The organism is Deinococcus puniceus (assembly GCF_001644565.1).
Lineage (GTDB): Bacteria > Deinococcota > Deinococci > Deinococcales > Deinococcaceae > Deinococcus > Deinococcus puniceus.
This window is the reverse complement of the sequence record NZ_CP011387.1, coordinates 2,449,893-2,473,217: the sequence shown is the minus strand read 5'-3', so window position 1 is coordinate 2,473,217 and position 23,325 is coordinate 2,449,893. Positions and strand designations below refer to the sequence as shown.

36 protein-coding genes are annotated in these 23,325 nt (G+C 61.6%); 34 read left to right on the top strand and 2 right to left on the bottom strand.

The window, feature by feature from the left end:
* The 30 genes from rplD to SU48_RS11270 all read left to right on the top strand — a co-directional run bounded on the left by rplD (window position 1) and on the right by SU48_RS11270 (window position 16,902).
* Complete coding sequence (gene rplD / locus SU48_RS11410) at window positions 1–618, top strand: 50S ribosomal protein L4 (RefSeq protein ID WP_064015351.1); 618 nt, start codon at window positions 1–3, stop codon at window positions 616–618.
* The gene (locus SU48_RS11405) at window positions 615–902 is read left to right on the top strand and encodes a 50S ribosomal protein L23 (protein WP_064015350.1); all 288 of its coding nucleotides are present in this window, start codon (window positions 615–617) and stop codon (window positions 900–902) included. Before rplD ends, SU48_RS11405 begins: the two co-directional genes overlap by 4 nt.
* A 13-nt stretch (window positions 903–915) precedes the next feature.
* Window positions 916–1,749 (top strand): 50S ribosomal protein L2, encoded by an 834-nt coding sequence (gene rplB / locus SU48_RS11400; protein WP_064015349.1) that lies wholly within the window; start codon window positions 916–918, stop codon window positions 1,747–1,749.
* Window positions 1,750–1,761: 12 nt separating this feature from the next.
* Window positions 1,762–2,049 (top strand): 30S ribosomal protein S19, encoded by a 288-nt coding sequence (gene rpsS, locus SU48_RS11395; protein WP_019012094.1) that lies wholly within the window; start codon window positions 1,762–1,764, stop codon window positions 2,047–2,049.
* On the top strand, window positions 2,046–2,501 hold the full coding sequence (rplV, locus tag SU48_RS11390) for a 50S ribosomal protein L22 (protein WP_064015348.1): 456 nt from the start codon (window positions 2,046–2,048) through the stop codon (window positions 2,499–2,501). Before rpsS ends, rplV begins: the two co-directional genes overlap by 4 nt.
* Window positions 2,501–3,244 carry a 30S ribosomal protein S3 gene (rpsC, locus tag SU48_RS11385; RefSeq protein ID WP_019012092.1) on the top strand — a complete coding sequence of 248 codons (744 nt, stop codon included), beginning with the start codon at window positions 2,501–2,503 and terminating at the stop codon, window positions 3,242–3,244. Before rplV ends, rpsC begins: the two co-directional genes overlap by 1 nt.
* Window positions 3,244–3,669, top strand: coding sequence for a 50S ribosomal protein L16 (gene rplP, locus SU48_RS11380; RefSeq protein WP_064015347.1), 426 nt, complete (start codon window positions 3,244–3,246; stop codon window positions 3,667–3,669). The genes rpsC and rplP overlap by 1 nt, the downstream gene beginning before the upstream one ends.
* Window positions 3,656–3,859: a 50S ribosomal protein L29 gene (gene rpmC, locus SU48_RS11375; RefSeq protein ID WP_064015346.1), complete on the top strand. Its 204-nt coding sequence runs from the start codon at window positions 3,656–3,658 to the stop codon at window positions 3,857–3,859. The genes rplP and rpmC overlap by 14 nt, the downstream gene beginning before the upstream one ends.
* Window positions 3,856–4,140, top strand: coding sequence for a 30S ribosomal protein S17 (gene rpsQ / locus SU48_RS11370; protein ID WP_064015345.1), 285 nt, complete (start codon window positions 3,856–3,858; stop codon window positions 4,138–4,140). Before rpmC ends, rpsQ begins: the two co-directional genes overlap by 4 nt.
* On the top strand, window positions 4,137–4,541 hold the full coding sequence (gene rplN, locus SU48_RS11365; protein WP_064015344.1) for a 50S ribosomal protein L14: 405 nt from the start codon (window positions 4,137–4,139) through the stop codon (window positions 4,539–4,541). Before rpsQ ends, rplN begins: the two co-directional genes overlap by 4 nt.
* Window positions 4,541–4,888, top strand: a complete 348-nt coding sequence (gene rplX / locus SU48_RS11360; protein WP_019012088.1) for a 50S ribosomal protein L24 — start codon at window positions 4,541–4,543, stop codon at window positions 4,886–4,888. Before rplN ends, rplX begins: the two co-directional genes overlap by 1 nt.
* 80 nt (window positions 4,889–4,968) lie before the next feature.
* Window positions 4,969–5,508 carry a 50S ribosomal protein L5 gene (gene rplE / locus SU48_RS11355; RefSeq protein WP_064015343.1) on the top strand — a complete coding sequence of 180 codons (540 nt, stop codon included), beginning with the start codon at window positions 4,969–4,971 and terminating at the stop codon, window positions 5,506–5,508.
* A 23-nt stretch (window positions 5,509–5,531) separates the two neighbouring features.
* Complete coding sequence (locus SU48_RS11350) at window positions 5,532–5,717, top strand: type Z 30S ribosomal protein S14 (RefSeq protein ID WP_019012086.1); 186 nt, start codon at window positions 5,532–5,534, stop codon at window positions 5,715–5,717.
* 277 nt (window positions 5,718–5,994) lie between these two features.
* A complete protein-coding gene (gene rpsH, locus SU48_RS11345; RefSeq protein WP_019012085.1) occupies window positions 5,995–6,396 on the top strand; it encodes a 30S ribosomal protein S8 in 402 nt (133 codons plus the stop codon).
* Window positions 6,397–6,503: 107 nt separating this feature from the next.
* Complete coding sequence (gene rplF / locus SU48_RS11340) at window positions 6,504–7,061, top strand: 50S ribosomal protein L6 (RefSeq protein WP_064015342.1); 558 nt, start codon at window positions 6,504–6,506, stop codon at window positions 7,059–7,061.
* A complete protein-coding gene (rplR, locus tag SU48_RS11335) occupies window positions 7,061–7,399 on the top strand; it encodes a 50S ribosomal protein L18 (protein WP_064015341.1) in 339 nt (112 codons plus the stop codon). Before rplF ends, rplR begins: the two co-directional genes overlap by 1 nt.
* A complete protein-coding gene (gene rpsE / locus SU48_RS11330; protein ID WP_026299135.1) occupies window positions 7,389–7,919 on the top strand; it encodes a 30S ribosomal protein S5 in 531 nt (176 codons plus the stop codon). The genes rplR and rpsE overlap by 11 nt, the downstream gene beginning before the upstream one ends.
* An 8-nt stretch (window positions 7,920–7,927) precedes the next feature.
* Complete coding sequence (gene rpmD, locus SU48_RS11325; protein ID WP_026299134.1) at window positions 7,928–8,095, top strand: 50S ribosomal protein L30; 168 nt, start codon at window positions 7,928–7,930, stop codon at window positions 8,093–8,095.
* Window positions 8,092–8,580, top strand: coding sequence for a 50S ribosomal protein L15 (rplO, locus tag SU48_RS11320; protein WP_064015340.1), 489 nt, complete (start codon window positions 8,092–8,094; stop codon window positions 8,578–8,580). Before rpmD ends, rplO begins: the two co-directional genes overlap by 4 nt.
* Entirely contained in the window at window positions 8,581–9,909 is a 1,329-nt protein-coding gene (secY, locus tag SU48_RS11315; protein WP_064015339.1) for a preprotein translocase subunit SecY, read from the top strand.
* Between the two features lie 156 nt (window positions 9,910–10,065).
* Entirely contained in the window at window positions 10,066–10,641 is a 576-nt protein-coding gene (locus tag SU48_RS11310; RefSeq protein WP_064015338.1) for an adenylate kinase, read from the top strand.
* Window positions 10,642–10,856: 215 nt separating this feature from the next.
* Window positions 10,857–12,533 carry a M20/M25/M40 family metallo-hydrolase gene (locus SU48_RS11305; RefSeq protein ID WP_064015337.1) on the top strand — a complete coding sequence of 559 codons (1,677 nt, stop codon included), beginning with the start codon at window positions 10,857–10,859 and terminating at the stop codon, window positions 12,531–12,533.
* 160 nt (window positions 12,534–12,693) lie between these two features.
* Complete coding sequence (infA, locus tag SU48_RS11300; RefSeq protein ID WP_019012076.1) at window positions 12,694–12,936, top strand: translation initiation factor IF-1; 243 nt, start codon at window positions 12,694–12,696, stop codon at window positions 12,934–12,936.
* 220 nt (window positions 12,937–13,156) lie between these two features.
* Window positions 13,157–13,270 (top strand): 50S ribosomal protein L36, encoded by a 114-nt coding sequence (gene rpmJ, locus SU48_RS13950; protein WP_012693977.1) that lies wholly within the window; start codon window positions 13,157–13,159, stop codon window positions 13,268–13,270.
* The gene (gene rpsM, locus SU48_RS11295; protein WP_019012074.1) at window positions 13,270–13,650 is read left to right on the top strand and encodes a 30S ribosomal protein S13; all 381 of its coding nucleotides are present in this window, start codon (window positions 13,270–13,272) and stop codon (window positions 13,648–13,650) included. The genes rpmJ and rpsM overlap by 1 nt, the downstream gene beginning before the upstream one ends.
* A gap of 6 nt (window positions 13,651–13,656) precedes the next feature.
* The gene (rpsK, locus tag SU48_RS11290; protein ID WP_019012073.1) at window positions 13,657–14,052 is read left to right on the top strand and encodes a 30S ribosomal protein S11; all 396 of its coding nucleotides are present in this window, start codon (window positions 13,657–13,659) and stop codon (window positions 14,050–14,052) included.
* 139 nt (window positions 14,053–14,191) lie between these two features.
* Entirely contained in the window at window positions 14,192–14,809 is a 618-nt protein-coding gene (rpsD, locus tag SU48_RS11285) for a 30S ribosomal protein S4 (protein ID WP_019012072.1), read from the top strand.
* A 13-nt stretch (window positions 14,810–14,822) separates the two neighbouring features.
* The gene (locus SU48_RS11280; protein WP_064015336.1) at window positions 14,823–15,824 is read left to right on the top strand and encodes a DNA-directed RNA polymerase subunit alpha; all 1,002 of its coding nucleotides are present in this window, start codon (window positions 14,823–14,825) and stop codon (window positions 15,822–15,824) included.
* 54 nt (window positions 15,825–15,878) lie between these two features.
* Complete coding sequence (gene rplQ, locus SU48_RS11275) at window positions 15,879–16,229, top strand: 50S ribosomal protein L17 (protein ID WP_064015335.1); 351 nt, start codon at window positions 15,879–15,881, stop codon at window positions 16,227–16,229.
* Between the two features lie 100 nt (window positions 16,230–16,329).
* A complete protein-coding gene (locus SU48_RS11270) occupies window positions 16,330–16,902 on the top strand; it encodes an RBBP9/YdeN family alpha/beta hydrolase (RefSeq protein ID WP_064015334.1) in 573 nt (190 codons plus the stop codon).
* Between the two features lie 172 nt (window positions 16,903–17,074).
* Here SU48_RS11270 and trxA read toward each other — a convergent pair whose 3' ends face one another.
* Window positions 17,075–17,434: a thioredoxin gene (gene trxA, locus SU48_RS11265; protein ID WP_064015333.1), complete on the bottom strand. Its 360-nt coding sequence runs from the start codon at window positions 17,432–17,434 to the stop codon at window positions 17,075–17,077.
* A 110-nt stretch (window positions 17,435–17,544) separates the two neighbouring features.
* On the opposite strand from trxA, the gene SU48_RS11260 reads away from it, so the two are divergent.
* The 4 genes from SU48_RS11260 (at window position 17,545) to SU48_RS11245 (ending at window position 20,977) form a co-directional block, all read left to right on the top strand.
* Window positions 17,545–17,904 carry a DUF309 domain-containing protein gene (locus SU48_RS11260; protein WP_064015332.1) on the top strand — a complete coding sequence of 120 codons (360 nt, stop codon included), beginning with the start codon at window positions 17,545–17,547 and terminating at the stop codon, window positions 17,902–17,904.
* Between the two features lie 176 nt (window positions 17,905–18,080).
* A complete protein-coding gene (locus SU48_RS11255; RefSeq protein ID WP_064016023.1) occupies window positions 18,081–18,680 on the top strand; it encodes a LabA-like NYN domain-containing protein in 600 nt (199 codons plus the stop codon).
* Complete coding sequence (gene plsX / locus SU48_RS11250) at window positions 18,670–19,704, top strand: phosphate acyltransferase PlsX (protein ID WP_064015331.1); 1,035 nt, start codon at window positions 18,670–18,672, stop codon at window positions 19,702–19,704. The genes SU48_RS11255 and plsX overlap by 11 nt, the downstream gene beginning before the upstream one ends.
* A 91-nt stretch (window positions 19,705–19,795) precedes the next feature.
* The gene (locus tag SU48_RS11245) at window positions 19,796–20,977 is read left to right on the top strand and encodes a mechanosensitive ion channel family protein (RefSeq protein ID WP_064015330.1); all 1,182 of its coding nucleotides are present in this window, start codon (window positions 19,796–19,798) and stop codon (window positions 20,975–20,977) included.
* Between the two features lie 205 nt (window positions 20,978–21,182).
* Here SU48_RS11245 and ftsH read toward each other — a convergent pair whose 3' ends face one another.
* Window positions 21,183–23,147 (bottom strand): ATP-dependent zinc metalloprotease FtsH, encoded by a 1,965-nt coding sequence (gene ftsH / locus SU48_RS11240; RefSeq protein WP_231881617.1) that lies wholly within the window; start codon window positions 23,145–23,147, stop codon window positions 21,183–21,185.
* Window positions 23,148–23,325: the final 178 nt, after the last annotated feature.

Here is a 23,325-nt window from a genome sequence, read left to right as displayed (position 1 = left end):
GTGGCGCAGATCAACGTGATCGGTCAGAACGGAGGTCGCACCATCGACCTCGACCTGCCCGAAGTCAATGTCAACATCTTGCATGATGTGGTGACCTGGCAGCTTGCCAGCCGCCGCCGTGGCACGGCCAGCACGAAAACCCGTGCCCAAGTCAGCGCCACCGGCAAGAAAATGTACGGCCAGAAGGGCACCGGTAACGCCCGTCACGGCGACCGTGGCGTGCCTACGTTCGTGGGCGGCGGTACAGCCTTCGGCCCCAAGCCCCGCAGCTACGCCTACACCCTGCCCCGCAAGGTGCGTCAGCTGGGCCTCGCGATGGCCCTCGCAGACCGTCAGGAGTCGGGCAAGTTGATGGCTGTCGACGGTTTCAACCTCGACGGCAAGACCAAGAGCTTCGTATCTTGGGCTGCCCAGAACGGCCTCGACGGAACCGAGCGCGTGTTGCTCGTCACCGACGACATGCAGGCGCGTCAGGGCGCACGCAACGTGCCCTGGGCCACCGTGATGCCCGTTGCAGGCCTCAACGCCTACGACATCCTGCGTCACGACCGCCTCATCATCGATGCCGTCGCGCTCGAGCCTGCCCATGAAGACATGGAAGAAGAGGGAGCGCAGTGAATCACTACGACATTCTGAAGCAGCCTGTGGTCAGCGAGAAAGCCTACGCGGGCATGGAGCGCGGCGTGTACACCTTCTGGGTGAATCCTTCGTCGACCAAGACCGAGATCAAGGCCGCCGTACAGAACGTGTTTGGCGTGAAAGTCGTGGGCATCAGCACCATGAACGTGACCGGCAAGCGCAAGCGTGTGGGCAAGTTTATCGGGCACCGTGCAGACCGCAAGAAGGCCATCGTGCGCCTCGCGGACGGCCAGAAGATCGACGCGCTCGAGAGCCAGATCTAAGGAGACGTTGAATATGGCCGTCAAGAAATACCGTCCCTATACCCCGTCGCGTCGTCAGATGACGACGGCGGACTTCAGCGGACTGACCAAGAAGCGCCCCGAAAAGGCACTGACCGAAGCCCTCCCCAAGACCGGCGGACGCAACAACCGTGGACGCATCACCAGCCGTTTCATCGGCGGCGGCCACAAGCGCCTGTACCGCATCATCGACTTCAAGCGCCGTGACAAGTCGGGCGTGAACGCCAAGGTCGCCTCCATCGAGTACGATCCCAACCGCAGCGCCCGTATCGCCCTGTTGGCCTACGCCGACGGCGAAAAGCGCTACATCCTGGCCCCCGAAGGCCTGGTTGTCGGCATGACGGTCGGTACCGGCCCCGAAGCAGAACCCAAGGTCGGCAACGCGCTGCCCCTGCGGTTTGTGCCTGTGGGTGCCGTGGTGCACGCCGTAGAACTCGTGCCCGGTAAGGGCGCTCAGATGGCCCGCAGCGCCGGAACCAGCATTCAGTTGCAGGGCAAGGAAAGCGAGTACGTCATCTTGCGTCTGCCCAGCGGTGAACTCCGCCGCGTGCATACCGAGTGCTACGCCACCATCGGCGCAGTGGGCAATGCCGAGCACAAGAACATCAACCTCGGTAAAGCCGGACGCAGCCGTTGGCTTGGCCGCAAGCCCCACCAACGAGGCAGCGCCATGAACCCGGTGGATCACCCACACGGCGGTGGTGAAGGCCGGACTGGTGCAGGCCGCCAGCCCGTCAGCCCTTGGGGTCAACTTGCTAAGGGTCTCAAGACCCGCCGTAAGCGCAAGGTCAGCGACCGCTTTATCATCACCCGCCGCGGCGGGAAGTAAGGAGGGTAGAACATGCCCCGTAGCCTGAAGAAAGGGCCGTTCGTGGATGACCACCTCCTGAAAAAGGTGGACGCCCAGAACGACCGCAAGGAAAAACGCGTCATCAAGACGTGGAGCCGCCGCAGCACCATCGTTCCCGAAATGATCGGTCACACCATTGCCGTGCACAACGGCAAGCAGCATGTGCCCGTGTTCGTGAACGAGCAGATGATCGGCCACAAACTCGGTGAATTCTCGCCCACCCGCTCTTACCGGGGTCACGGCGCAGACAAGAACACCAAGGGGAGCAAGAAGAAATGACCGCTCCTATCGTCCCTGAACAGACCTTCCGTAACAAGAAGGAACGCAAGCAGAACGTCAAGCTGCGCACCCCCGGTAAGGCCATCGCCCGTTACGTGCGCATGAGCCCCCGCAAAGTGCGTTTGGTGGTCGACGTGATCCGTGGCAAGAGCGTCCGTGACGCCGAAGACCTACTGCGCTTTATCCCCCGCGCTGCCAGTGAGCCGGTCGCCAAGGTGCTGAACAGCGCCAAAGCCAACGCCCTGCACAACGACGACATGCTCGAAGAGCGTCTGGTCATCACGGCGGCTTACGTCGACGTCGGCCCGACCCTCAAGCGCCTGATTCCCCGTGCCCGTGGCAGCGCCAACATCCTGAAAAAGCGCACCAGCCACATCACCATCATCGTGGGCGAGCGGGTTGCCACGGTTCGCACCGCTGGCAAACAGAGCACCGGGAAGGGGAACAAGTAATGGGTAACAAGATTAACCCGAACGGCTTTCGCCTCGGTATTACCCGTGGATGGAACAGCCGCTGGTACGCGGGCAAAAAGCAGTACGCCAAATTGCTGAAAGAAGACGAGAAGATTCGTAACCTCGTCAACAAGAAGCTGGCTGCCGCCGGAATCGCCCGTATCGAAATCGAGCGTGCCGGTCAGCAGGTCAACGTGATCATCAGCGCGGCCAAACCCGGCATCGTGATCGGCAAGGGCGGGGACTCCATCAAGGGTCTGCGCGGCGACATCGAGAAACTGGTGTCCGCCGGAACCGTGGCCGTCAACGTCGCGGAAATCCCCAACCCCAACATCAGTGCGCCCCTCGTGGCCCTGCGCATCGCCGAGCAGATCGAGCGCCGCTTCGCCTTCCGCCGCGCCATGAAGCAGGCTGCACAGCGCGTGATGGAATCGGGCGCCCGCGGCGTCAAAATCATCCTGTCCGGGCGTTTGGGCGGAGCCGAGCAAGCCCGCACCGAAAAAGTGCTGGAAGGCCGCGTGCCCCTGCACACCCTGCGTGCCGACATCGACTACGGCACCGCGCTGGCCCGCACCACCTATGGCATCCTGGGCATCAAAGTCCTCGTGTTCAACGGTGAAGTCATCGGTGGCCGCACCGAGACGCTGGCCCGTCCCCCCCGCCGTGATGATCGCCGCCCCGAAGGCGGAGACCGTCCCCGCACGAACCGCCGCCGTCCTACCGCGCGGCGCGGAGGTGAGTGATGCTTCTTCCTAAGCGCACCAAATACCGCAAGCAGCACCGCGGCCGGATGACCGGTGACGCCAAGGGCGGCGACTACGTTGCCTTCGGCGACTTCGGCCTGATCGCGCTCGAAGCCGCTTGGGTTCGGTCTAACCAGATCGAAGCCTGCCGCATCGTGATGAGCCGTCACTTCCGCCGTGGGGGCAAGATCTACATCCGCATCTTCCCCGACAAGCCTGTGACCAAGAAGCCCGCCGAAACCCGAATGGGTAAAGGTAAGGGTGCTGTGGAGTTCTGGGTCAGCGTCGTGAAGCCGGGCCGCGTCATGTTCGAAGTGTCGGGCGTGACCGAAGAGCAGGCCAAGGAAGCCTTCCGTTTGGCCGGACACAAGCTGCCCATCCAGACCAAGATGGTCAAGCGCGAGGTTTACGATGAAGCCCAGTGACATGCGTAGTTTGCAGGCCGCCGATTTCAAGAAAGAAATCGACGCCCGCAAGAAAGAATTGATGGAGCTGCGCTTTCAGGCGGCCATGGGCACGCTTGCCCAGCCCCACCGCGTGACGCAACTCCGCCGCGAAGTCGCCCAGTTGAATACCATTCGTGGTCAGCTGAGCGCCGCTGGAGAGCAGAAATGAAAAAGACCTTCACGGGCGTCGTGGTGAGCGACAAGGCCGACAAGACCGTCAGTGTCAAAGTCGAGCGCCGGTTTGCTCACCCCCTGTACGGCAAGATCGTGACCCGCAGCCATAAATACGCTGCCCACGACGAAGCCAACGAATACAAGACTGGTGACCGCGTCGAGATTATCGCCGTGCGTCCTATCTCCAAGACCAAAACTTGGAAGGTCACCAAACTGATCGAGCGCCCCCGCGGCATCGAAACCACTGCGGTGGAAACTGAAGGCGGTCAAGCATGATCATGCCTCAATCCCGCCTCGACGTGGCGGACAACAGCGGCGCACGCGAAATCATGTGCATCCGCGTGCTGAACAGCGGCATCGGTGGCAAAGGCCTGACGACGGGCGGCGGCGGCAACAAGCGCTACGCCGGAGTCGGTGACATCATCGTGGCCAGCGTAAAAGACGCCGCGCCCCGTGGTGCCGTGAAAGCCGGTGACGTGGTGAAAGCCGTCGTCGTGCGTACCAGCCACGCCATCAAGCGTGCCGACGGCAGCACCATCCGCTTCGACAAGAACGCCGCCGTCATCATCAACAATCAGGGCGAGCCTCGCGGCACCCGCGTTTTCGGGCCAGTGGCCCGCGAGCTGCGTGACCGCCGCTTCATGAAAATCGTGTCGCTCGCTCCGGAGGTCTTGTAATGCCTCTTCCCAGCGCAGGCTCTCACCACAACGACAAGCTGCACGTCAAAAAGGGTGACACCGTCATCGTTTTGCGCGGCAAGGACAAGGGCCAGACCGGGAAGGTTCTCTTGGCCCTGCCCCGTGACGCCAAAGTCGTCGTAGAGGGCGTCAACATGGTCACCAAGCACGTGAAACCCAGCGCCAGCAGCCCTCAGGGCGGCATCGAGAAGCGCGAAGGTGCCGTTCACGCCAGCAAAGTGGCGCTCGTTGATCCCGAAACCGGCAAGGCCACCCGCATCCGTAAGCAGATCGTGGACGGTAAGAAAGTCCGCGTCGCTGTCGGCAGCGGCAAAGTCATCGACTGAATCTCAGGGTCACGCGCCCAATGCGTGACCTGGGCGGCTGCTCCGTCAGTTGCAGTATCGCCCGAACCCCGTGAGGCAGCATGCAGACCCTGAAAGGCAAGTACAACGAGCAAGTCCGGCCCGCGCTGGTGCAGCAGTTTGGATATTCGTCCATTATGGCCGCGCCGCGCATCGAAAAGATCGTGATCAACGAGGGCCTCGGCGCTTCCAAGGAAGACAGCAAGGCCATCGACAAAGCCGCCAAGGAATTGGCGCTGATCACCCTTCAAAAGCCCATCATCACCAAGGCTAAGAAGAGCATCTCCAACTTCAAGCTCCGTCAGGGCATGCCCGTGGGCGTGAAGGTTACGCTGCGCGGCGAGCGCATGTACGTGTTCTTGGAGAAGCTGATCAACATCGGCCTGCCCCGCATCCGCGATTTCCGTGGCATCAACCCCAACGCCTTCGACGGACGTGGCAACTACAACCTCGGCATCAAAGAGCAGCTGATCTTCCCGGAGATCACCTATGATATGGTGGACAAGGTGCGCGGTATGGATATCACTATCGTAACCACCGCGAAGACCGACGAGGAAGCCCGCGCACTGCTTCAGGCGATGGGTCTCCCGTTCCGGAAATAAGTCTCCGGTAAATAAGGAAGCATATGGCGAACACCTCTAAAGTTGTGAAGGCAGAGCGCGGCATGAAATTTGCCGTGCAAAACTACAACCGCTGCTCCCGCTGTGGCCGCGCCCGCAGCTACTACCGGTTTTTCGGCCTGTGCCGCATTTGCATCCGCGAATTGGCACACAAAGGCGAATTGCCCGGCGTGAAAAAGAGCAGCTGGTAAGACATCGCACCCTTTGGCACCGGCTTAGGCCCAGCCAGAACGCGAACCTTGTAGGCCCCACCCGGATACGAACCGCCCGCCCTGACCACCGAGAGGTACGCAGGGACATTTGGGCGGTGATCGTCTGGGACCGGGATATGACCCAACAGAAGAAACGGAACGGTAACCGCTTGGCTGCCGAACCCAATTTTCAAGGGAAGACTCGGCCCGCCATCAGACAGGTGACGGGCCACCCGCCGGGGCCTCTGTGCCTTGCATACGCCCCCGGAGGAAAAACATGCTGAGTGATCCTATCGCCGACATGCTCACGCGCATTCGCAACGCGACGCGCACGTTCAAAGAGACCGTGGACATCCCGGCCTCTAAGTTCAAAGAAGAGCTTGCCAAGCTGCTCGTGAAGGAAGGCTATGTTGCTTCCGTCGAGCGCACCCGTCCCGAAGGCCAGAAGTTTGACGTCCTGCGCGTGACCCTGAAATACGGCCACAAGCGTGAACAGGTCATCAAGCACATCGAGCGCATCAGCCGTCCTGGCCGCCGCGCTTACGTGAGCGCCGACAGCCTGCCCCGCATCCAGCGCGGCCTCGGTGTGGCCATCGTGTCTACCAGCAAAGGCCTACTCCCTGACCGCGAAGCCCGCAAACAGGGAATCGGCGGCGAAGTTATCTGTGTACTCTGGTAAACGCTCCGGCGTCTACCCACCCACCTGATCTCGCGCTGGCTGTTCTTTTTTCATCCCTGACCACGGAGCCACACCGCAAGCCCCGGCTCTGCATTTAAGGAGACAAGATGTCCCGTATCGGTAAACAACCCATCGCCGTTCCCAACGGCGTGACCGCGAGCACCGCCAATGGCGTGTTCAAGGTCAAAGGGCCAAAAGGCGAACTCACCGTTCCCTTCAATCAAGACCTGACCATCAAGCACGAAGACGGCACCTTGCTCGTCGAGCGTCCCAGCGACGCCCAGCGGCACCGCGCCCTGCACGGCTTGACCCGCACGCTGGTTGCCAACGCCGTCAAAGGCGTGAGCGACGGCTTTACCATCAACCTCGAGCTGCGTGGCGTGGGTTACCGTGCCAAGCTGAACGGCAAGGTGCTGGAACTGGCCATCGGCTACAGCCACCCCGTCATCATCGATCCTCCTGCTGGCGTGACGTTTACGGTGCCTGAACCCACCAAAATCGACGTGAGCGGCATCGACAAGCAACTGGTGGGCCAAGTGGCCGCCAATGTCCGCAAGGTTCGCAAGCCCGACGCCTACCACGGCAAGGGTGTGCGTTTCGTTGGCGAGCAAATTGCCCTGAAGGCCGGTAAAGCCGGTGCGACGGGCGGGAAAGGGAAGAAATAATGGCAGCCCAGACCACCATCCGCCGCAAGCTTCGCGCCCGCCGCAAGGTACGCGTCGCTGCTGGCGAGCGCCCACGCCTCAGCGTGTTCCGCTCCAGCAAGCACATCTACGCCCAAATCATCGACGATGCCAGCGGCACCACCTTGGCCTCGGCCAACAGCAGCGTCCTCAAGACCGGCACCAAAACCGACACCGCCGCCGCAGTGGGCAAGGCCTTGGCCGAAGCCGCGACTGCCAAGGGTGTCAAGCAGGTTGTCTTTGACCGTGGTCAGTACCGTTACCACGGACGCGTGAAAGCGCTCGCAGACGCGGCGCGGGAGGGTGGCCTTGACTTTTAATCGTCGCAATGACCGCGAACGCGAAACCAGCGAATTCGAAGAGAAGATGCTGTTCGTGAACCGCACGTCCAAAACCTACCAAGGTGGACGCCGCTTCCGCTTCGCCGCACTCGTGATCCTCGGTGACCGTAACGGTCGCGTGGGCATGGGCATCGGTAAAGCCAAAGAAGTGCCTGTGGCCATCGAGAAAGCCAAAGCGATTGCCCGCAAGAACATGATCACCGTGCCTGTCGAAAACGGAACCATTCCGCACGACATCGTCGGTGTGAATTCCACCAGCCGCGTGCTGCTGAAACCCGCAGGCCCCGGTACGGGCGTCATCGCGGGCACCGTGCCCCGTTCGATTGCCGAACTGGCCGGGATCACCAACATGCTCTCGAAGGAACTCGGAAGCCGGAACCGAATCAACGTGGCGTATGCCGTGTTCGACGGCTTCAAGAACCTGCGGACGGCCAAGCAAGTTCGCGCCCTGCGCGGCGAGCCTGCCGCAGCCGCGCAACCCGCCGGAGGTGCTCAATAATGGCATCCATCAAGATCACTCTGAAGAGCAGCGTGATTGGCCGCCGTGCCAGTCAAGTTGCCACTGTAAAAGCGTTGGGCCTGCGTAAAATTGGCGACACCCGTGTCCTCAACGATTCGCCTGCCATTCGCGGCATGGTCAAGACTGTGCAGCACATGTTGGAGGTGGAAGGGTGAAGCTCCATGAACTGAAGCCCTCAGAGGGCAGCCGCAAGAACCGCAAACGTGTTGGACGCGGCCCCGGCGGCACCGACAAGACCGCCGGACGCGGTCACAAGGGTCAGAAGTCGCGTAGCGGTGCTGGCAAAGGTTCCTTCTTCGAAGGTGGCCGCAGCACCCTGATCAGCCGTCTGCCCAAGCGCGGATTCAACAACGTGGGCACCACCTACGAAATCGTGAAGCTCTCGCACCTTGAGGAAACGGGCATGGACGTGCTTGACCGTGAGGCGCTGGAACTGACCGGACTGGTGCGCCGCAAGAACTGGCCCGTGAAGTTGCTGGCCAGCGGCGAACTGACCCGCGCCGTCACCGTGCATGTGGACGCAGCCAGCGCCGCAGCGATCAAGGCTGTGGAAGCAGCGGGCGGCAAAGTGATCTTGCCCGAAGCCAAGGGCAGCGACAGTCAAGTCAGCGATAGTCAAAACGACGAGAAGGCGGGCTAAATGCTCCGCGCCTTCCGCGACGCGTTCCGGATTCCGGACCTTCGGCGGAAGATTGTCTTCACCCTGCTGCTGCTGGCGGTGTACCGCTTGGGAAGCACCATTCCCACGCCCGGCGTCAATACCGCAGCACTCGAATCGGCCACCTCAGGTGGCCTTTTCGGGTTAATCAGCCTGATCTCGGGCGGCAATCTTTCGCAGTTCTCGATCTTCGCGCTGGGCGTGCTGCCGTACATTACGGCCAGCATCGTGATCCAGCTGATGACCACTACCGTTCCTGCCCTAGAGAAGCTCAGTAAAGAGGGCGAGGAAGGGCGCAAGAAGATCAACCAGTTCACGCGTTACGCCGCTGTCGGCCTCGGCGCGGTGCAGGCCCTGTTCTTCTCGCTGTTCATTACCAGTAACCCGGCGTATATCGCTGTGGGCTGGGATCCCGGTATCTTTACGACCGCCGTGATGGTGCTGACGCAGGTGGCGGGCATTGCCTTCACCATGTGGATTGGGGAGCGCATCACCGAAGTGGGCGTCGGCAACGGCATCAGCCTGATCATCACGGCGGGCATCATCGCCAACTACCCCACAGAGATCGCCAACACAGCCCAACTGCTGAACACGGAGCAGACCAGCATCCTGCGGATCTTGATCTTCGCTGCCGTCATTTTGGTCACCATCGCGGGCATCGTGTACGTGTATCAGGGCGAACGGCGCGTCCCCGTGACCTACGCACGTGCGCGGGGCGGCACACCCACAGGCGGGGCCGCTCGGAATATGGGCGGGCAGGCCACTTGGTTGCCCATCAAGGTCAATCAGGCGGGCGTGATTCCGGTCATTTTCGCCAGTGCCATGCTGATCATTCCCAACCTGATCGCTTCGGCTACCGCCACCCGTGCCCCCGGCGTCAACGCTTGGATTCAGTCCAATCTGGTGTTCGGGCAGCCTTTCTATCTGGCTCTCGAAGCCCTGCTGATTTTCGGATTCACCTACCTCTACAACAGCGTGCAGTTTGATCCCAAGCGGATCAGCGAGCAGCTGCGTGAAGCGGGCGGGTTTATTCCGGGGGTGCGTCCCGGCGTGCCCACTGCTGAATATCTGGGCAGTATCAGTGGCCGCCTGAGTTTGTGGGGCGCGGTCTTCTTGGTTGTGCTGACGGTGTTTCCGCAGATCGTGCAGCGGGCCACCGGCATCACCACCTTCCAGTTTTCAGGCACAGGCCTGCTGATTATCGTAGGTGTAGCGCTCGAAACCTTGAAACAATTGGAAGCCCAACTGACGGTTCGCCGTTACGACGGATTCATCACCAAAGGCCGAATTCGCGGCAGACTCAACAATTGATCTAGCGTTCTGTACAACCGCTCGCCCTCGTCTGGGTGGGCGGTTTTGCTTTGGCCCCATTGCCCTGCGTCACCTATCGGGGAACACTTCTGGGCAAGCCCGCCCCAGAGGTGCCCAGTTCACCTTATGCTGTACACCCAAAGAAGGGGGACTACGTTGACCACATCCAAAAATAAAGTCGTGATTTTCCTCGGCCCGCCCGGCGCAGGCAAAGGCACGCAGGCTGAACGCCTTGCCCACGAGCAACACCTCGTCAAGATCAGCACGGGCGACATTCTGCGTGACCATGTGGAGCGCGGCACCGAATTGGGGCAGCAAGCCGGGCCACTGATGAAAGCCGGAAAACTGGTGCCCGATGACCTGTTGATGGCGCTGATCCGTGACCGCCTCGCCAGCATGGACAGCGTGCGGGTCATCTTCGACGGCTTTCCGCGTACCACCGCGCAGGCACAGGAACTCGACATGCTGCTGGAAGAACTCGGCGCACCCATCAGCGCTGTGCCGCTCCTAGAAGTGCCCGACGATCTTCTGATTTCCCGCATCGTGGAGCGCGGTAGAACCAGTGGCCGCGACGACGACACCGAAGCGGTGGCCCGCGAACGCCAGAACGTGTACCGCGAGCAGACCCGCCCCCTGATCGACTACTACGCGGCGCGGGGCCACCTGAAAACGGTGGACGGCGTGGGCACGATGGACGATGTGTACAGCCGGATTCTGAGTACGTTGAACTGATTTTTTCAGCGGGTGAATCATAAATCAGCGGGCGGGGGAGAGTCTCCTGCCCGCCTCCTCTTGCCGATTTAATGGCATGGCAGTCGAATAGGCAGGCGCTGGAAGAAATGATACAGAGGGCTTAAACTAAGCTTTATGTTCCTCTTAGGGTTGCTTTTGGATGTCAGCGAGCCATTGACGAATTCGCAGGCGTGGCGTAAGGCCAGGTTGGCCGCATGACCGCTCCACTTCTGACCCCCACAGTGCAGGGTGACTGGTTTGCGCGTGCCCGCGAACTGGCGCTCCTGCTGACCAGTTGGCCGAGCGTGACCGGGCAGCCCGGAGAAACGGCCTTCGCGGGCCTGCTGGAAGCCGAGCTAAGGCGCTGGCCTATTTTTGCCGCCCACCCGGAGAATGTGTGGCTGGGCCGCGCCCGTTCCGGCCATGATGCCTGGAACGTGTACGCGCTCGTGGAGGGTCAGGGCACGCAGACTGTGCTGCTGGCAGGCCACTACGATACGGTCAGTACCGACGACTACGGCGCGTGGCAACCGTTGGCTGGACAAACCGAGGCGCTGATGGAAACCATGTGTCACACCCTGGAAACCCAGTCGGTGAGCCGGGGCCTGGAGGCAGCCGAGCGGTTGGCTCTGGCGGATTTGCAGTCGGGGGAATTCCTGCCCGGACGCGGCCTGCTGGACATGAAAGGGGGCTTGGCGGCGGGGCTGGCGGTGCTGGAACATTACAGCCAACTGCCGCCCGAGCAGCGGCCCGGCAACCTGCTGTTCGTGGCGACTCCTGACGAAGAAGGCCGTTCCAGCGGAGCGCGGGCGGTGGCCCATGACCTGCCTGATATTGCTGCCCGCCGCAACCTGAAACTGGTGGCGGGCCTGAATCTGGACGCCACCGCCGATGTAGGCAGCGGAGAAGAGGGTCGGGCGGCGTACCTCGGCACAGTGGGCAAAGTGTTGTTGTCGGCGTTGGTGGTGGGCTGCCCCACGCACGCCGCCTACCCCTTCGACGGCGTGAGTGCCAGCCTGATGACCGCCGAATTGCTGCGCCGCGTAGAAGCCAACCCGGAACTGGCCGACCGCTCGGAGTTGGGCGAAGCCGCCGCGCCTGCCTGCTTAGAGTTGCGTGACAGCCGCACCCAATACGACGTGACTACGCCCGCTTGGGTCTGGTGCGCCTTCAATGTGCTGACTGTTCAGCGCCAGCCCAGTGAGGTTCTGGCCCTGTTCCGGGGACTGGCTGACGACGTGGCGGCCTCGTCTCAGGCCGAATTCGCACGGCGGGCAGCGGGAGCGGGCAGCCTGAATGCCCCGCGCCTGATGGTGCAGCATCCCAAAGTGCTGACTTACGGCGAATTGCGTGCGTTGGCCGATGCCAGAGTCGGAGCCGAAGCTGTGCAGGTGCGGATCGAATCCACCCTGTCTGGCCCCGACCCCCTGCGGGCCAGCCGTGAAATTACGGTGGCTCTGATGGGCCTCGCCGGAGTGGACGGTCCCGCCATCATCCTCGGCTTTGGGGCGCTGCATTACCCACACACGCATTTGGGCGACCATACCGCCGACGCGGTACTCAAGGCGGCTATTGCGCGACATACGCAGGACTTGGCGCTGCAAACGGGCCTGAGCCTGCGCGTGCGCGGCCACTTTGCTGGAATCTCCGACATGAGCTTTTTGGGACAGGCGGCCAACTTGCCCGAACAGAACTGCCTGCGCGAGCAGACGCCGCACCCGGCCCACGTAGACCCTGTGCCCGCCGACGCCCTGGAGTTTCCCATCGTCAACATCGGCCCTTGGGGACGCGACTATCACCAACGCCTGGAGCGGATTCATGCCCCCTACAGTTTCCAGACTGTGCCGGAACTGCTCTGGCGAGTAATGCAAGACGTGTGGCAAGCGGGCTAAAAGACCTTCTTCTACCTAAAGGCGTGCTGCTGTCCATGAGGCTTGGACAACTGCACGCCTCGCCTCTTTAGTCTTTCTTCACTCTTGCCCCTTGCGCTTACCTGTGATACCTTTACGTTTGGCTTGCATCAAGCCTGGAGGTTGCGTGGCAAGACGAAAAATGCCGGAACAGCGGGAAAAGCGTAAGAAGGAAGAGTCCGATACCGTTCGGGCTGAGGGCGTCGTGGAGGAGGCTTTGCCGAACACCACGTTCCGCGTGAAGCTGGACACTGGACATGACCTGCTGGCGTACATCAGCGGTAAAATGCGAATTCACTACATCCGTATTTTGCCCGGAGACCGTGTGGTTCTGGAAATCAGCCCCTACGACACCAGCCGTGGGCGCATCGTCTACCGCAAATAACGCCCCACGAGCTTAGGCTCTGGGCGGGATTTGAGGAGGCGCAGTTGCAGTTTGGGCCTAGGCGTCAGCCAAAAGCCCCACTGAAAACGGCGCACACGTAGGTTCAGGGGTTTGTTGCCCAAAGAGATTCTCCCGTTCTGCCAGCGTGCAGGGCCAGAGGGTCGAGCGCAGCTAAGCGGTCACCAAGATGGGTGGCGGTTCGGCGGCGCGAGGAGGAAGCATGAAAGTTCGCAGCAGTGTCAAGAAAATGTGCGACAACTGCAAAGTGATCCGCCGCCACGGGCGCGTGTTGGTCATTTGCAGCAACGTCAAGCACAAGCAGAGGCAAGGCTAATGGCCCGTATTGCAGGCGTTGACCTTCCCCGCGAAAAGCGGATCGAAATCGGTCTGACCTACATCTACGGCATCGGCCTGACCCGTGCTAAGGAAGTCCTGGCGCGTACCGGCATTAGCCCCGATACCCGCGTCAAGAACCTGACCGAAGCCGAGCAGTCCACCCTGCGTGAAGCCGTCGAGAAGACCTACAAAGTCGAAGGCGATCTCCGCAGCGAAGTTGGCCAGAACATCAAGCGCTTGATGGACATCGGCGCTTACCGTGGTCTGCGTCACCGCCGTGGGTTGCCCGTGCGCGGCCAGCGTACCAAGACGAATGCCCGTACCCGTAAAGGGCCGCGCAAGACCGTCGCCGGTAAGAAGAAAGCGGCGAGGAAGTAATAAGCCATGGCAAAATCAACCAAAGGCAAGACCCCCCGCCGCGCTCGCCGCAACATCAGCGCAGGCCGCGCTTATGTTCACGCGAGCTACAACAACACCATCGTGACCATCACCGACCTTGAAGGCAACAGCGTTGCTTGGTCGAGTGGCGGCACGATTGGCTACAAGGGCAGCAAGAAGGGCACGCCCTACGCTGCCCAGCTCGCCGCCGCCGACGCCGTGAAGAAGGCGCAGCAAACCTTCGGCATGAACATCGTCGACGTGATCGTGCGTGGCAGCGGCTCTGGCCGTGAACAGGCCATCCGCGCTATTCAGGCCAGCGGCATCGAAGTGAAGTCCATCATGGACGACACCCCCGTGCCTCACAACGGCTGCCGCCCCAAGAAAAAGCACCGCGCTTAAAGCACACGCGCGCGCCCACCTGCCCCGTTTCCGCCTCGGTTCTTCGCCGGGAAAGCCGCACCACCGGCAAGGAAACGGGCACCAGAGGGCCGCAGACCCGGTCAACTGAGAGCAGCTTGACCGCTAAGGAGTTCGTAACATGGGTCGTTTCCGTGGTTCCATTACCAAGCAGAGCCGCCGCGAAGGCATCAACCTCGCGGAGACTGAAAAAGTTCAGAAGTATCTGGATAAGCGTCCTTACGGCCCCGGCCAGCACGGTCAGCGCCGCAAGGGTCGCCCCAGCGACTATTCCATCCGCCTGCGCGAAAAGCAGAAGCTGGCGCGTCTGTACGGCATGGGCGAGAAGCAGTTCCGTAACCTCTTCGAGGAAGCGGCCAACGTGCCCGGCGTGACCGGCACGGTGTTCCTGCAATTGCTGGAGCGCCGCCTCGACAACGTCGTCTTCCGCATGGGCTTCGCCAGCACCCGCCGTCAGGCCCGTCAATTTGTGGGTCACGGTCACATTTTCGTGAACGGCAAGAAGGTCGACATCGCCTCTTACCGCGTCAAAATCGGTGATGAAATCACCATCGGTGAGAAGAGCCGCCAGATCGGCTTTATTCAGGAAAACATGGAAGCGCAAAAGCGCCGCCGCGTGAGCCCCTGGGTCGAGCTGAATCCTGAAACGTTCACTGGCACGTTCTCCCGTTTGCCCGCACGAGAAGACCTCGCGCTGCCAATCAACGAGAACTTCATCATCGAGTACTACTCGCGTTAACACGGAGGCCCCAGTGGATCAGAAGCGCCCTCAACTCAAAGCCCGCGTGGACGGCGATTACGGCGAATTTGTCCTAGAGCCGCTCACGCGCGGTTACGGCGTCACCATCGGGAATCCTGTCCGCCGCATCCTGATGTCTTCGATCCCCGGTACCGCTGTCACCAGCGTGTACATCGAAGACGTCCTCCACGAATTCAGCACCATCCCTGGCGTCAAAGAAGACGTCATTCAGTTGATTCTGAACCTCAAGGAAATGGTTGTGCGTTTTCACGCCCCCGGCCCCAAAACCCTGACGCTGCGTGCGCAGGGTGAAGGGATCGTGCGGGCCAGTGCCTTCGAGGTTCCGAGCGACGCCGAAATCGTCAACCCTGACCTGCACATCGCTACCCTGGCCGAAGACGGCAAGCTGGTGATGGAAGTGCGCGTGGAGGAAGGCGAAGGGTACGTGCCCGCCGACAAGCACGCCACCAAAGACCGCATCAACTCTATTCCTGTTGACGCGATGTTCTCTCCGGTGCGCCGTGTGGCCTACCATGTGGAAAATACCCGCGTGGGACAGCAGACCGACCTTGACCGTTTGATTATTCGGATTTGGACGGACGGCAGCACGACCCCTCAGGAATCGCTCGACAAAGCTGTCGAGATTCTGCGTGATGAACTCACGGTGTTCGGTAACGTCGAAACCCTTCCTGCCCTCGCGCCGGAAGTCCAGACGCCCATCTACACGCCTGCCGCGCCCAGTGCGCCCAGCGTGTACGACCTGCCCCGTCAGCCTGAACTCAGCATCAATCCTCAGCCTTACCCCGCCGATCTCGACACGCCCCGCGTGACCCTCGAGGGCCTCGGCCTCACCACCCGCGTCCTGCACTCTTTGAAAGAAGAAGGCATCGACAGTGTGGACGCCCTGTGCGCCCTCTCTGACCGCGACCTGAAAAAGGTTCCCGGCATCGGTGAGCGCAGCCTCGACGAGATCAAGCAGCAGTTGGCACAGTTCGGCCTCGCGCTGCGCGACTGATCTTTTCGCCCATTCATCTCTAGGCAGTCACGCCTATTCTCAAGGAGATTCCTCATGCGTCACGGTAAAAGTGGCCGCAAGCTCAACCGCAACAGCAGTTCCCGTACCGCTTTGGCCCGCGCCCAAGCCACGGCACTGCTGCGCGAGGGCCGTATCCAGACGACCCTCACGAAAGCCAAAGAGCTGCGTCCTTTCGTAGAGAAGCTGATCACCACCGCCAAAGGTGGCGACCTGCACGCCCGCCGTCTGGTGGCCCGCGACATCCACGACATCATGGTCGTTCGCAAGGTCATGGACGAAGTGGCTCCCAAGTACGCCGAGCGTCCCGGCGGCTACACGCGCATCCTCCGCATCGGCACCCGCCGGGGCGACGGTGTGACGATGGCCCTGATCGAACTCGTCTAAAGCCCTCTTCAGTTCAAGACTGACGAACGCTCCCCGCCCTGTGCGGGGGGTTTTTGTTTTGGCCTGAAATTATTTTGTCTGCCTCTGCTACCCTTTTCCCATGACCCCAACCCTGATTATCGTTCCCGGCCTTGGCGACAGTGGGCCGCAGCACTGGCAAACGCTGTGGGAGACCAAATTCGGCGCGGCCCGCGTGGTGCAGGACGATTGGGAAGACCCGACCCCGGCAGGGTGGTCGGCCAGATTGCAAGAAGCCATAGACGTCACTCCCGGCGAACTGGTGCTGGCGGGCCATTCCTGCGGCGTGCTGACGATTGTGCATTGGGCGCAGATTTATGGCGGTCATGAGCGGGTGCGCGGGGCGCTGCTGGTGGCCCCTACCGACGCCGAGCAACCCGGAATGCTGGAAGCCGACCCAGTGGTGTGCCAGATGGCTCCGATTCCCATGCAGCCGCTCCCCTTTCCCACCCTGATCATTGCCAGCGAAAACGACCCGTATGTAACCCTAGACCGCGCCACCGCCTTTGCCGAAGCGTGGGAAGCCGATCTGGTCTCGGCGGGCGAAGCAGGGCATATCAACGAAAACAGCGGGCACGGCGAATGGGAAGAGGGCGAGATTTTGCTAGGGGAGGCGCTGCACGCGTGGACGCCGCCGGACGTGGTGCGGTTCTGAGTGGGCGGGTTTAAGGGTGGCTCATGAAATTTCGTTTTTGCTGGTGCTGCACGGCTTTGACTTTTGCTTTGGCTCTTGCAGCCTTTAGTCCCTTCGACCCTTAGACCAAGCCCTCATACCCAGCCCAACAAAAACCGCCCCCAAATCGGAGGCGGCTCGCTGCTGGTTGGCTTTAGTTGGCCGAGACGCTTTCTACAGCGGCGGGGGCTTGGGCAGTCACGGCATACTTGTCAAGTAGGGCTTCGAAGGCCCGCTTGGGCTGTGCGCCCACGACGCCTTCTACGGGCTGGCCGTCCTTGAACAAGATCAGCGTGGGAATGCTCATCACGCGGTACTGGCCCTGCACCATCGGGTTGTCATCGACGTTCAGCTTACCGATTTTGACGCGGCCTTCGTACTGCCCAGCCAATTCCTCTATCACTGGGGCGATGATGCGGCACGGGCCACACCACGGTGCCCAGAAATCAACCAGCGTCAGGCCTTCGCTGATTTCGGCGGTAAAATTGCTGTCTGAGAGTTCTACAGGCTTCATAAAATAAAGTATACGCCGCTGTACACCGGGCAGATAGGCGGCATATGGGGGTGACCTAACCCATCGTTCATGGCCGCGTCATACGCTGTCACCGGCCTTACTGTTGGGGCATGGCAGCATCGGATTTACAGGCGCGGGATTCAGAGGCGTGGCAAGAAGGCATCCGGCTGTTTAATGCACGCCACTGGTGGGAAGCGCACGAGGCGTGGGAAGGCGTGTGGCTGCGGGCTACAGGCGAGGAGCGGGCCTGCTTGTCGGCCCTAATTTTGCTGGCGGCGGCCCTGCACAAACGCTGGCATCACGGCAGTCTGGCGCACCGCAATTTTACCAAGGCCGAACAGTATCTGGACACCTTGCCCGCCGAGTACGCGGGGATTGATCTGGCTGGGTTGCGGGCCGATGTCTGGGCGGCCCTGAACGCCGTGGGCCTAGAGCAGGCGCGGCCCCAGATTCCGCGCCCCGGAGCCTGATCCTCTGGCCTGCCTTTCTTTTGCCCGCTTGCGTTATCTTAGGGGCCAGATCTTAGGGGGAGCGCGCCGAATCTCAATTCTCTTCTTATCCCGGTATTGTCAGCTTGAAAGACGATTCAGCACCACTTATCAGTATGATCTATTCGATGGAGGCAAGACCAATGGACGGTATTCAAATGGAACGAATTGCATTATTTATTGATGGCGCAAACGTGTACGCAGCAGCCAAGCGCCTCGGCTGGAACTTCGATCACCGCAAGATTCTGGAGCATTTTGCGGGCTACGGCGTGCTGTACAACGCCTTTTATTACACCGCCGTGCCGCTGCCTATGGACGACAAGCAAAAACGCTTTATAGACGCGCTGACCTATATGGGGTACACGGTGCGTACCCGGCCTCTGCGTGAGAATACAGACGAGCACGGCGATACGCATAGGCGAGCCAGCCTCGATATAGAAATTGTGACCGATTTGCTGACGACTTCCGAGCGGTTCGATACGGCGGTGCTGCTGACGGGCGACGGCGATTTCGAGCGCCCGGTGGAAGTGCTGCGGGCGCGGGGCAAGCGCGTCGTGGTGGCCAGCATTCCCGAGATGACCAGCTACGAACTCCGCAACGCCGCCGATGGGTATGTGGATTTCAAGGACATTCGGGAGCAAGTGGAGCGCCCCGGCTACCGCCTGCCCAGCGAAGGCGGCAGAAGCGCGGAGACACGCGGCACCGAGACCCGTCCTTTCTACACGTCAGCGGCCCTGACCGACGCGGATGACCGCTAAAGCAGAAGTTCCCAGCGCCGCATCTGCCCTGCCGATGGCGCTGGACGCGGTGGGGGGCGATTTCGGTGCGCTGCCCAATGTAGAGGGCGCGGTGTTGGCCGCCCGCGCGGGCGTGTCGGTGCTGCTGGTCGGTGACCGCGTGAAGCTGCACGCCGAACTGGGCAAATACGCCGGAAGCTCTGGCCTGCCACTGGAAGTGGTAGACGCCGCCGATGTGATCGGGATGGACGAACACGCCAGCGACGTGCGGAGCCGCACCGAGGCCAGCATCAACGTGTGTACCCGTCTGGTGAAGGAGGGCAAGGCCGCTGCCGCCGTCAGCATGGGCCACAGCGGAGCCACGATGGCGAGCGCCCTGCTCACTCTGGGCCGCATTAAAGGCGTAGACCGGCCCGCGATTCTGACCCATCTGCCTGCCAAATCGGGCTTTACCACCCTGCTGGATGCCGGGGCAAACGCCGACGTGAAGGCGCAGTATCTGGCGCAGTGGGCGCGGCTGGCGAGCGTGTACCTGCGCGTGGTGGAGGACAAGGAAAACCCCACGGTGGGCCTGCTCAGCATTGGCGAAGAAGACCACAAGGGCAGTGCGCTGGTGCTGGAGACCCACGCCCTGCTGCGCGACATGCACGGCAAAACCCTGAACTTTCACGGCAACATCGAGGGCCGCGACATCTTTTTGGGCACCACCGATATTGTCGTCACCGACGGTTTTACCGGAAACGTGGTGCTGAAACTGGCCGAGGGAGAAGCCAAAGTGCTGTTCGGCTGGGTGCGCGAGGCGTTGGGCAGCACCCTGAAAAGCAAGCTGGGCGGCCTGCTGGTACGCGGTGCACTGCGGGGCCTCGCAGAACGCATGGATCCCAGCACCTACGGGGCCAGCATTCTGGTGGGCGTGCGCGGGCTGGCCTTTATCGGGCACGGCAGCGCCGACGCCAGAGCAGTCAAGAATGCCCTGCTGCGGGCGGCACGTGCCCACGAAGCCCAGCTGATTCCCAAGCTGGAAGCGGCCTTTGCACAGAAATAGACCGCTGCATAGAAGTAGGCCGCCGCAGTGAACGGCGGCTGTTTTGCGGATTTCCCCGCTGCTGCCCGCCGATGTATGAAAGATTGGACGGATGCTGGACGCCCTCATTATTCAACTGTCTAAACCGCAAGTGTGGTTCGGGCTGGCCCTGACCGCTGTCATCGCTTACGCGCTCTACCGCTTCGGGCGCACCCTGATTCGGGGAGTAGAGGCGCATGTGAACCGCCGCCTGCTGATGGCCCTGAAATGGCTGTGGCTGCTGACCTGTACGGTGGGCTGGCTGGCCGTCGCTACGCACGTGGCCTACCTGCCATCTATCCCATTTTTGTTCGAATTGGGCCAAGACATCGTGGGCGGATTCCGCAACAGCGCGGGGCAAGCTGTGGTCATTTTGGCGCTGGCCCTGATCGCGTGGAATCTGATCGGCAGCCTCGCCGGACGCATCGTGGCCGAGGAAGAATTCAACCGCCGCAGCGTGCGAATCCAGACCCTGAAAGGTGTGGTGGAAAGTTCGCTGAAAGCCGTGGTGGTCATTATTGGCCTGATTGCGGGCCTGCAAACGCTGGGCGTGAATGCCACCAGCTTGCTGGCAGGTGTGTCAGTGCTGGGGTTGGCAGTGGGGTTCGGCGCTCAAAGCCTGATCAAAGATGTGTTCACCGGTTTTTTCATTCTGTTGGAAGACCAGTACGGCGTGGGCGACGTGATTACAGTCAATACGGGCCTGTTGTCGGGCAACGTGGAGCGCCTGAATTTGCGTGTCACGGCACTCCGGGCGCTGGACGGCACGGTGCATATCATCCCCAACGGCCAGATTCTGACCGTCAGTGTGAGCAGCAAAGACTGGAGCCGCGTGGTCGCTACCGTGAACGTCACCTACACTGCCAACATCAACGACGCCCTGCGCGTGCTGGAAGCCGTGAGCAACGAAATCTACGCCGATCCCGAATGGAGTCCGTTTTTTCTGGAAGCCCCGGAAATGCAGGGCGTGACGCAGCTTGCTCCCGACAGCGTGACGTTGCGGGCCTTGTTCAAGGTGCAGCCCAAGAGCCAGTACGCGATTGGCCGTGAATTCAACCGCCGCATCAAAATCGCTATGGATCAGGCCGCCATCGAAATCCCGTTTCCGCAGCGCTCTCTCAACTTTGGGGGCACGCCCATAGAAATCAAGATTACCCGCGACGATTTGCCCCGCGACCCACGTGACACGCAAGACCGCACCCACACGCCTGTGAAGCCCAGCACCACCCGTGACCCGGAAGACGACGAGAGTTGACCACCTCTGTCAGGAACGAAGCTGCCGCGAGCATTGAATGCTCGCGGCAGCCTTCTTGTTTCGTGTCTCATACGGGATTGCTTTGATTCCCGAACATCCGCAAAAGCACCGATAGGGTCGTCCATCGCCGCCATCCCGTCGTTTCTTCCACTCGCTTCGCTCGAAATTCGTCTTCGACCGATTTTAAGTTCGTATCAGACAGCACTTAGGCGGGCAGGGGAGAGCCGCCGCCCGCCAATGCAGGCGGCGTGGGCAAGTCGTCCAGCGTGCCGCCCGCCAGGAGGGTACTGAATTCCTCGCCACTCAGGGTTTCCCGGCGGAGCAGCACCCGCACGATCTCGTGAACGCCCGCCAGATGCTCCCGCACCAAGTCCAGCGCGCGGGCATAGGCGGTGTCGATCAGGGCGCGGACTTCCTCGTCTACAGCAAACGCGGTAGCCTCGCTGATAGGCATGGCCTGAGAACCGCCGCCCAGAAAGTTGCCGTCGTCGGAGGCGAGGGCCACCTTGCCGATCCGGTCTGACATGCCCCATTCGGTGACCATGCGGCGGGCGATGTTGGTGGCCTGCTGAAAGTCGTTTTGCGCCCCAGTCGTGACCTCGCCGTACACCACTTCCTCGGCGGCGCGGCCTGCCAGAGCCACCGCGATCATGTCTTCCAGCGCGTGCCGAGTCACGTGCAGGCGGTCATCGGCGTCGGGCATCATGTACCCTGCGGCCCGGCCACGCGGCACAACGGTGAGTTTGGCGACTCGGTTGGCATGTGGCAACAATTGAGCGGCGAGGGCATGTCCGACTTCGTGGTAGGCCGTCACCTTGCGGTCTGCTTCTCTGACCACGAGGCTGCGGCGTTCCGGCCCCATCAGCACCCGGTCACGCGCCTCATCCACATCCCGCCCCGTAATCCGCGTCCGCCCTTCCCGCGCCGCCAAGAGTGCGGCTTCGTTCAACAGGTTTTCGAGATCGGCTCCTACCATGCCTGCGGTTCTGCGAGCCACCAGAGCCAAATCCACACTGGCGTCCAGCGGCTTTTTCCGGGCATGAATCCGCAAGACCATTTCCCGGCCCCGCACATCGGGTGCGTCGACGACGACTTGACGGTCAAAGCGTCCGGGCCGCAAGAGAGCCGCATCCAAGACATCGGGTCTGTTCGTGGCGGCCAAGATAATCACTTCTTGTCCACTGCCGAAGCCGTCCATTTCCACGAGCAATTGATTGAGGGTCTGTTCGCGTTCGTCGTTGCCACCCTGAAGACTCACGCCACGTTTGCGCCCAACAGCATCTATTTCGTCGATGAAGACGATGCAGGGCGCACTTTTTCTGGCTTGCTCGAACAGGTCACGGACACGGGCCGCCCCGACGCCGACGAACATTTCGACGAAATCTGAACCGGAGATGGAGTAATAAGGCACTTTGGCTTCGCCTGCGACAGCTTTAGCGAGCAAGGTCTTGCCACTGCCAGGGGGGCCAACCAAGAGGACGCCGTGTGGGATGCGTGCGCCGAGTTGGTGGTATCTCTCGGGGTGACGGAGGAATTCGACGACTTCTTGTAAATCTTGCTTGGCTTCGTCACAGCCTGCTACGTCGGCGAAGGTCTGTTTGATCTGGCCCTCCGCAATGACTGCTGCCTTCGATTTCCCAAATTGACTCGCCGCGTTGCCTCCGCCCTGAGCGCCCCGCAGTGAGCGCCACAGCACCAGCAAAATCAGCCCGGTCAGGATCAAGGGCAGCACTTGCCCGATCCAGCCAAAGGGCGACCCACCCGGCGTCACGCGCAGGGGCACGCCCGCCGCCCGAATGCGCTTCAGAGTCACTGCGTCGGGCGGCACGACCACCGAACGCGGCCGCGAGGCATTGATAAAAGTGACGCTGGCATTGCCCGCCCCGTCCAGCGTGACCTGCGCGACTTTGCCCGCCTTCAGGTCTTCAAAAAAGCGGTTGGTGGAGTAGCCGCCCGTGTTCTGTGCCCCTGTGGTCTGAGCCGGAGAAGTGGTGATGGGCGGGAGGGCTTGGTCGGCGTTCTGGGCAGTTTGGGCACCCGCAGAGGCCGCGAGCGGGCCAGCCAGCAGCCCAGACAGCAGGAGCAGGGTCAAGGCGGCTCGCCGCGAATGCAGCGGCGCAAACAACCGGGCAGATCCAGATCGGGCGCGGGCAAATCGGGCAGGGGCCATAGCCCATGCTACGCCGCTCCCCCCGCGCATATCCTATGAAAGCTGACCATTGCCCCCGGCCCGGTTCTGCTTCCAACCCTATGACCCCCCCCATCAACCTGACCCATTTGTCCGGGTTTTCAGAGATGACATCCCAGTCAGACTCAGATTTCTGTCAGGCTCGGCCAGTAGACTGCCC

What these genes read in the sequence shown, in the direction of transcription:
- rplB (WP_064015349.1), top strand. Translation starts at nt 916, where the DNA reads ATGGCCGTCAAGAAATACCGTCCCTATACCCCGTCGCGTCGTCAGATG.
- rpsS (WP_019012094.1), top strand. Translation starts at nt 1,762, where the DNA reads ATGCCCCGTAGCCTGAAGAAAGGGCCGTTCGTGGATGACCACCTCCTG.
- rplV (WP_064015348.1), top strand. Translation starts at nt 2,046, where the DNA reads ATGACCGCTCCTATCGTCCCTGAACAGACCTTCCGTAACAAGAAGGAA.
- rpsC (WP_019012092.1), top strand. Translation starts at nt 2,501, where the DNA reads ATGGGTAACAAGATTAACCCGAACGGCTTTCGCCTCGGTATTACCCGT.
- rplP (WP_064015347.1), top strand. Translation starts at nt 3,244, where the DNA reads ATGCTTCTTCCTAAGCGCACCAAATACCGCAAGCAGCACCGCGGCCGG.
- rpmC (WP_064015346.1), top strand. Translation starts at nt 3,656, where the DNA reads ATGAAGCCCAGTGACATGCGTAGTTTGCAGGCCGCCGATTTCAAGAAA.
- rpsQ (WP_064015345.1), top strand. Translation starts at nt 3,856, where the DNA reads ATGAAAAAGACCTTCACGGGCGTCGTGGTGAGCGACAAGGCCGACAAG.
- rplN (WP_064015344.1), top strand. Translation starts at nt 4,137, where the DNA reads ATGATCATGCCTCAATCCCGCCTCGACGTGGCGGACAACAGCGGCGCA.
- rplX (WP_019012088.1), top strand. Translation starts at nt 4,541, where the DNA reads ATGCCTCTTCCCAGCGCAGGCTCTCACCACAACGACAAGCTGCACGTC.
- rplE (WP_064015343.1), top strand. Translation starts at nt 4,969, where the DNA reads ATGCAGACCCTGAAAGGCAAGTACAACGAGCAAGTCCGGCCCGCGCTG.
- SU48_RS11350 (WP_019012086.1), top strand. Translation starts at nt 5,532, where the DNA reads ATGGCGAACACCTCTAAAGTTGTGAAGGCAGAGCGCGGCATGAAATTT.
- rpsH (WP_019012085.1), top strand. Translation starts at nt 5,995, where the DNA reads ATGCTGAGTGATCCTATCGCCGACATGCTCACGCGCATTCGCAACGCG.
- rplF (WP_064015342.1), top strand. Translation starts at nt 6,504, where the DNA reads ATGTCCCGTATCGGTAAACAACCCATCGCCGTTCCCAACGGCGTGACC.
- rplR (WP_064015341.1), top strand. Translation starts at nt 7,061, where the DNA reads ATGGCAGCCCAGACCACCATCCGCCGCAAGCTTCGCGCCCGCCGCAAG.
- secY (WP_064015339.1), top strand. Translation starts at nt 8,581, where the DNA reads ATGCTCCGCGCCTTCCGCGACGCGTTCCGGATTCCGGACCTTCGGCGG.
- SU48_RS11305 (WP_064015337.1), top strand. Translation starts at nt 10,857, where the DNA reads ATGACCGCTCCACTTCTGACCCCCACAGTGCAGGGTGACTGGTTTGCG.
- infA (WP_019012076.1), top strand. Translation starts at nt 12,694, where the DNA reads ATGCCGGAACAGCGGGAAAAGCGTAAGAAGGAAGAGTCCGATACCGTT.
- rpmJ (WP_012693977.1), top strand. Translation starts at nt 13,157, where the DNA reads ATGAAAGTTCGCAGCAGTGTCAAGAAAATGTGCGACAACTGCAAAGTG.
- rpsM (WP_019012074.1), top strand. Translation starts at nt 13,270, where the DNA reads ATGGCCCGTATTGCAGGCGTTGACCTTCCCCGCGAAAAGCGGATCGAA.
- rpsK (WP_019012073.1), top strand. Translation starts at nt 13,657, where the DNA reads ATGGCAAAATCAACCAAAGGCAAGACCCCCCGCCGCGCTCGCCGCAAC.
- rpsD (WP_019012072.1), top strand. Translation starts at nt 14,192, where the DNA reads ATGGGTCGTTTCCGTGGTTCCATTACCAAGCAGAGCCGCCGCGAAGGC.
- rplQ (WP_064015335.1), top strand. Translation starts at nt 15,879, where the DNA reads ATGCGTCACGGTAAAAGTGGCCGCAAGCTCAACCGCAACAGCAGTTCC.
- SU48_RS11270 (WP_064015334.1), top strand. Translation starts at nt 16,330, where the DNA reads ATGACCCCAACCCTGATTATCGTTCCCGGCCTTGGCGACAGTGGGCCG.
- trxA (WP_064015333.1), bottom strand. Translation starts at nt 17,434, where the DNA reads ATGAAGCCTGTAGAACTCTCAGACAGCAATTTTACCGCCGAAATCAGC.
- SU48_RS11260 (WP_064015332.1), top strand. Translation starts at nt 17,545, where the DNA reads ATGGCAGCATCGGATTTACAGGCGCGGGATTCAGAGGCGTGGCAAGAA.
- SU48_RS11255 (WP_064016023.1), top strand. Translation starts at nt 18,081, where the DNA reads ATGGAACGAATTGCATTATTTATTGATGGCGCAAACGTGTACGCAGCA.
- plsX (WP_064015331.1), top strand. Translation starts at nt 18,670, where the DNA reads ATGACCGCTAAAGCAGAAGTTCCCAGCGCCGCATCTGCCCTGCCGATG.
- SU48_RS11245 (WP_064015330.1), top strand. Translation starts at nt 19,796, where the DNA reads ATGCTGGACGCCCTCATTATTCAACTGTCTAAACCGCAAGTGTGGTTC.
- ftsH (WP_231881617.1), bottom strand. Translation starts at nt 23,147, where the DNA reads ATGGCCCCTGCCCGATTTGCCCGCGCCCGATCTGGATCTGCCCGGTTG.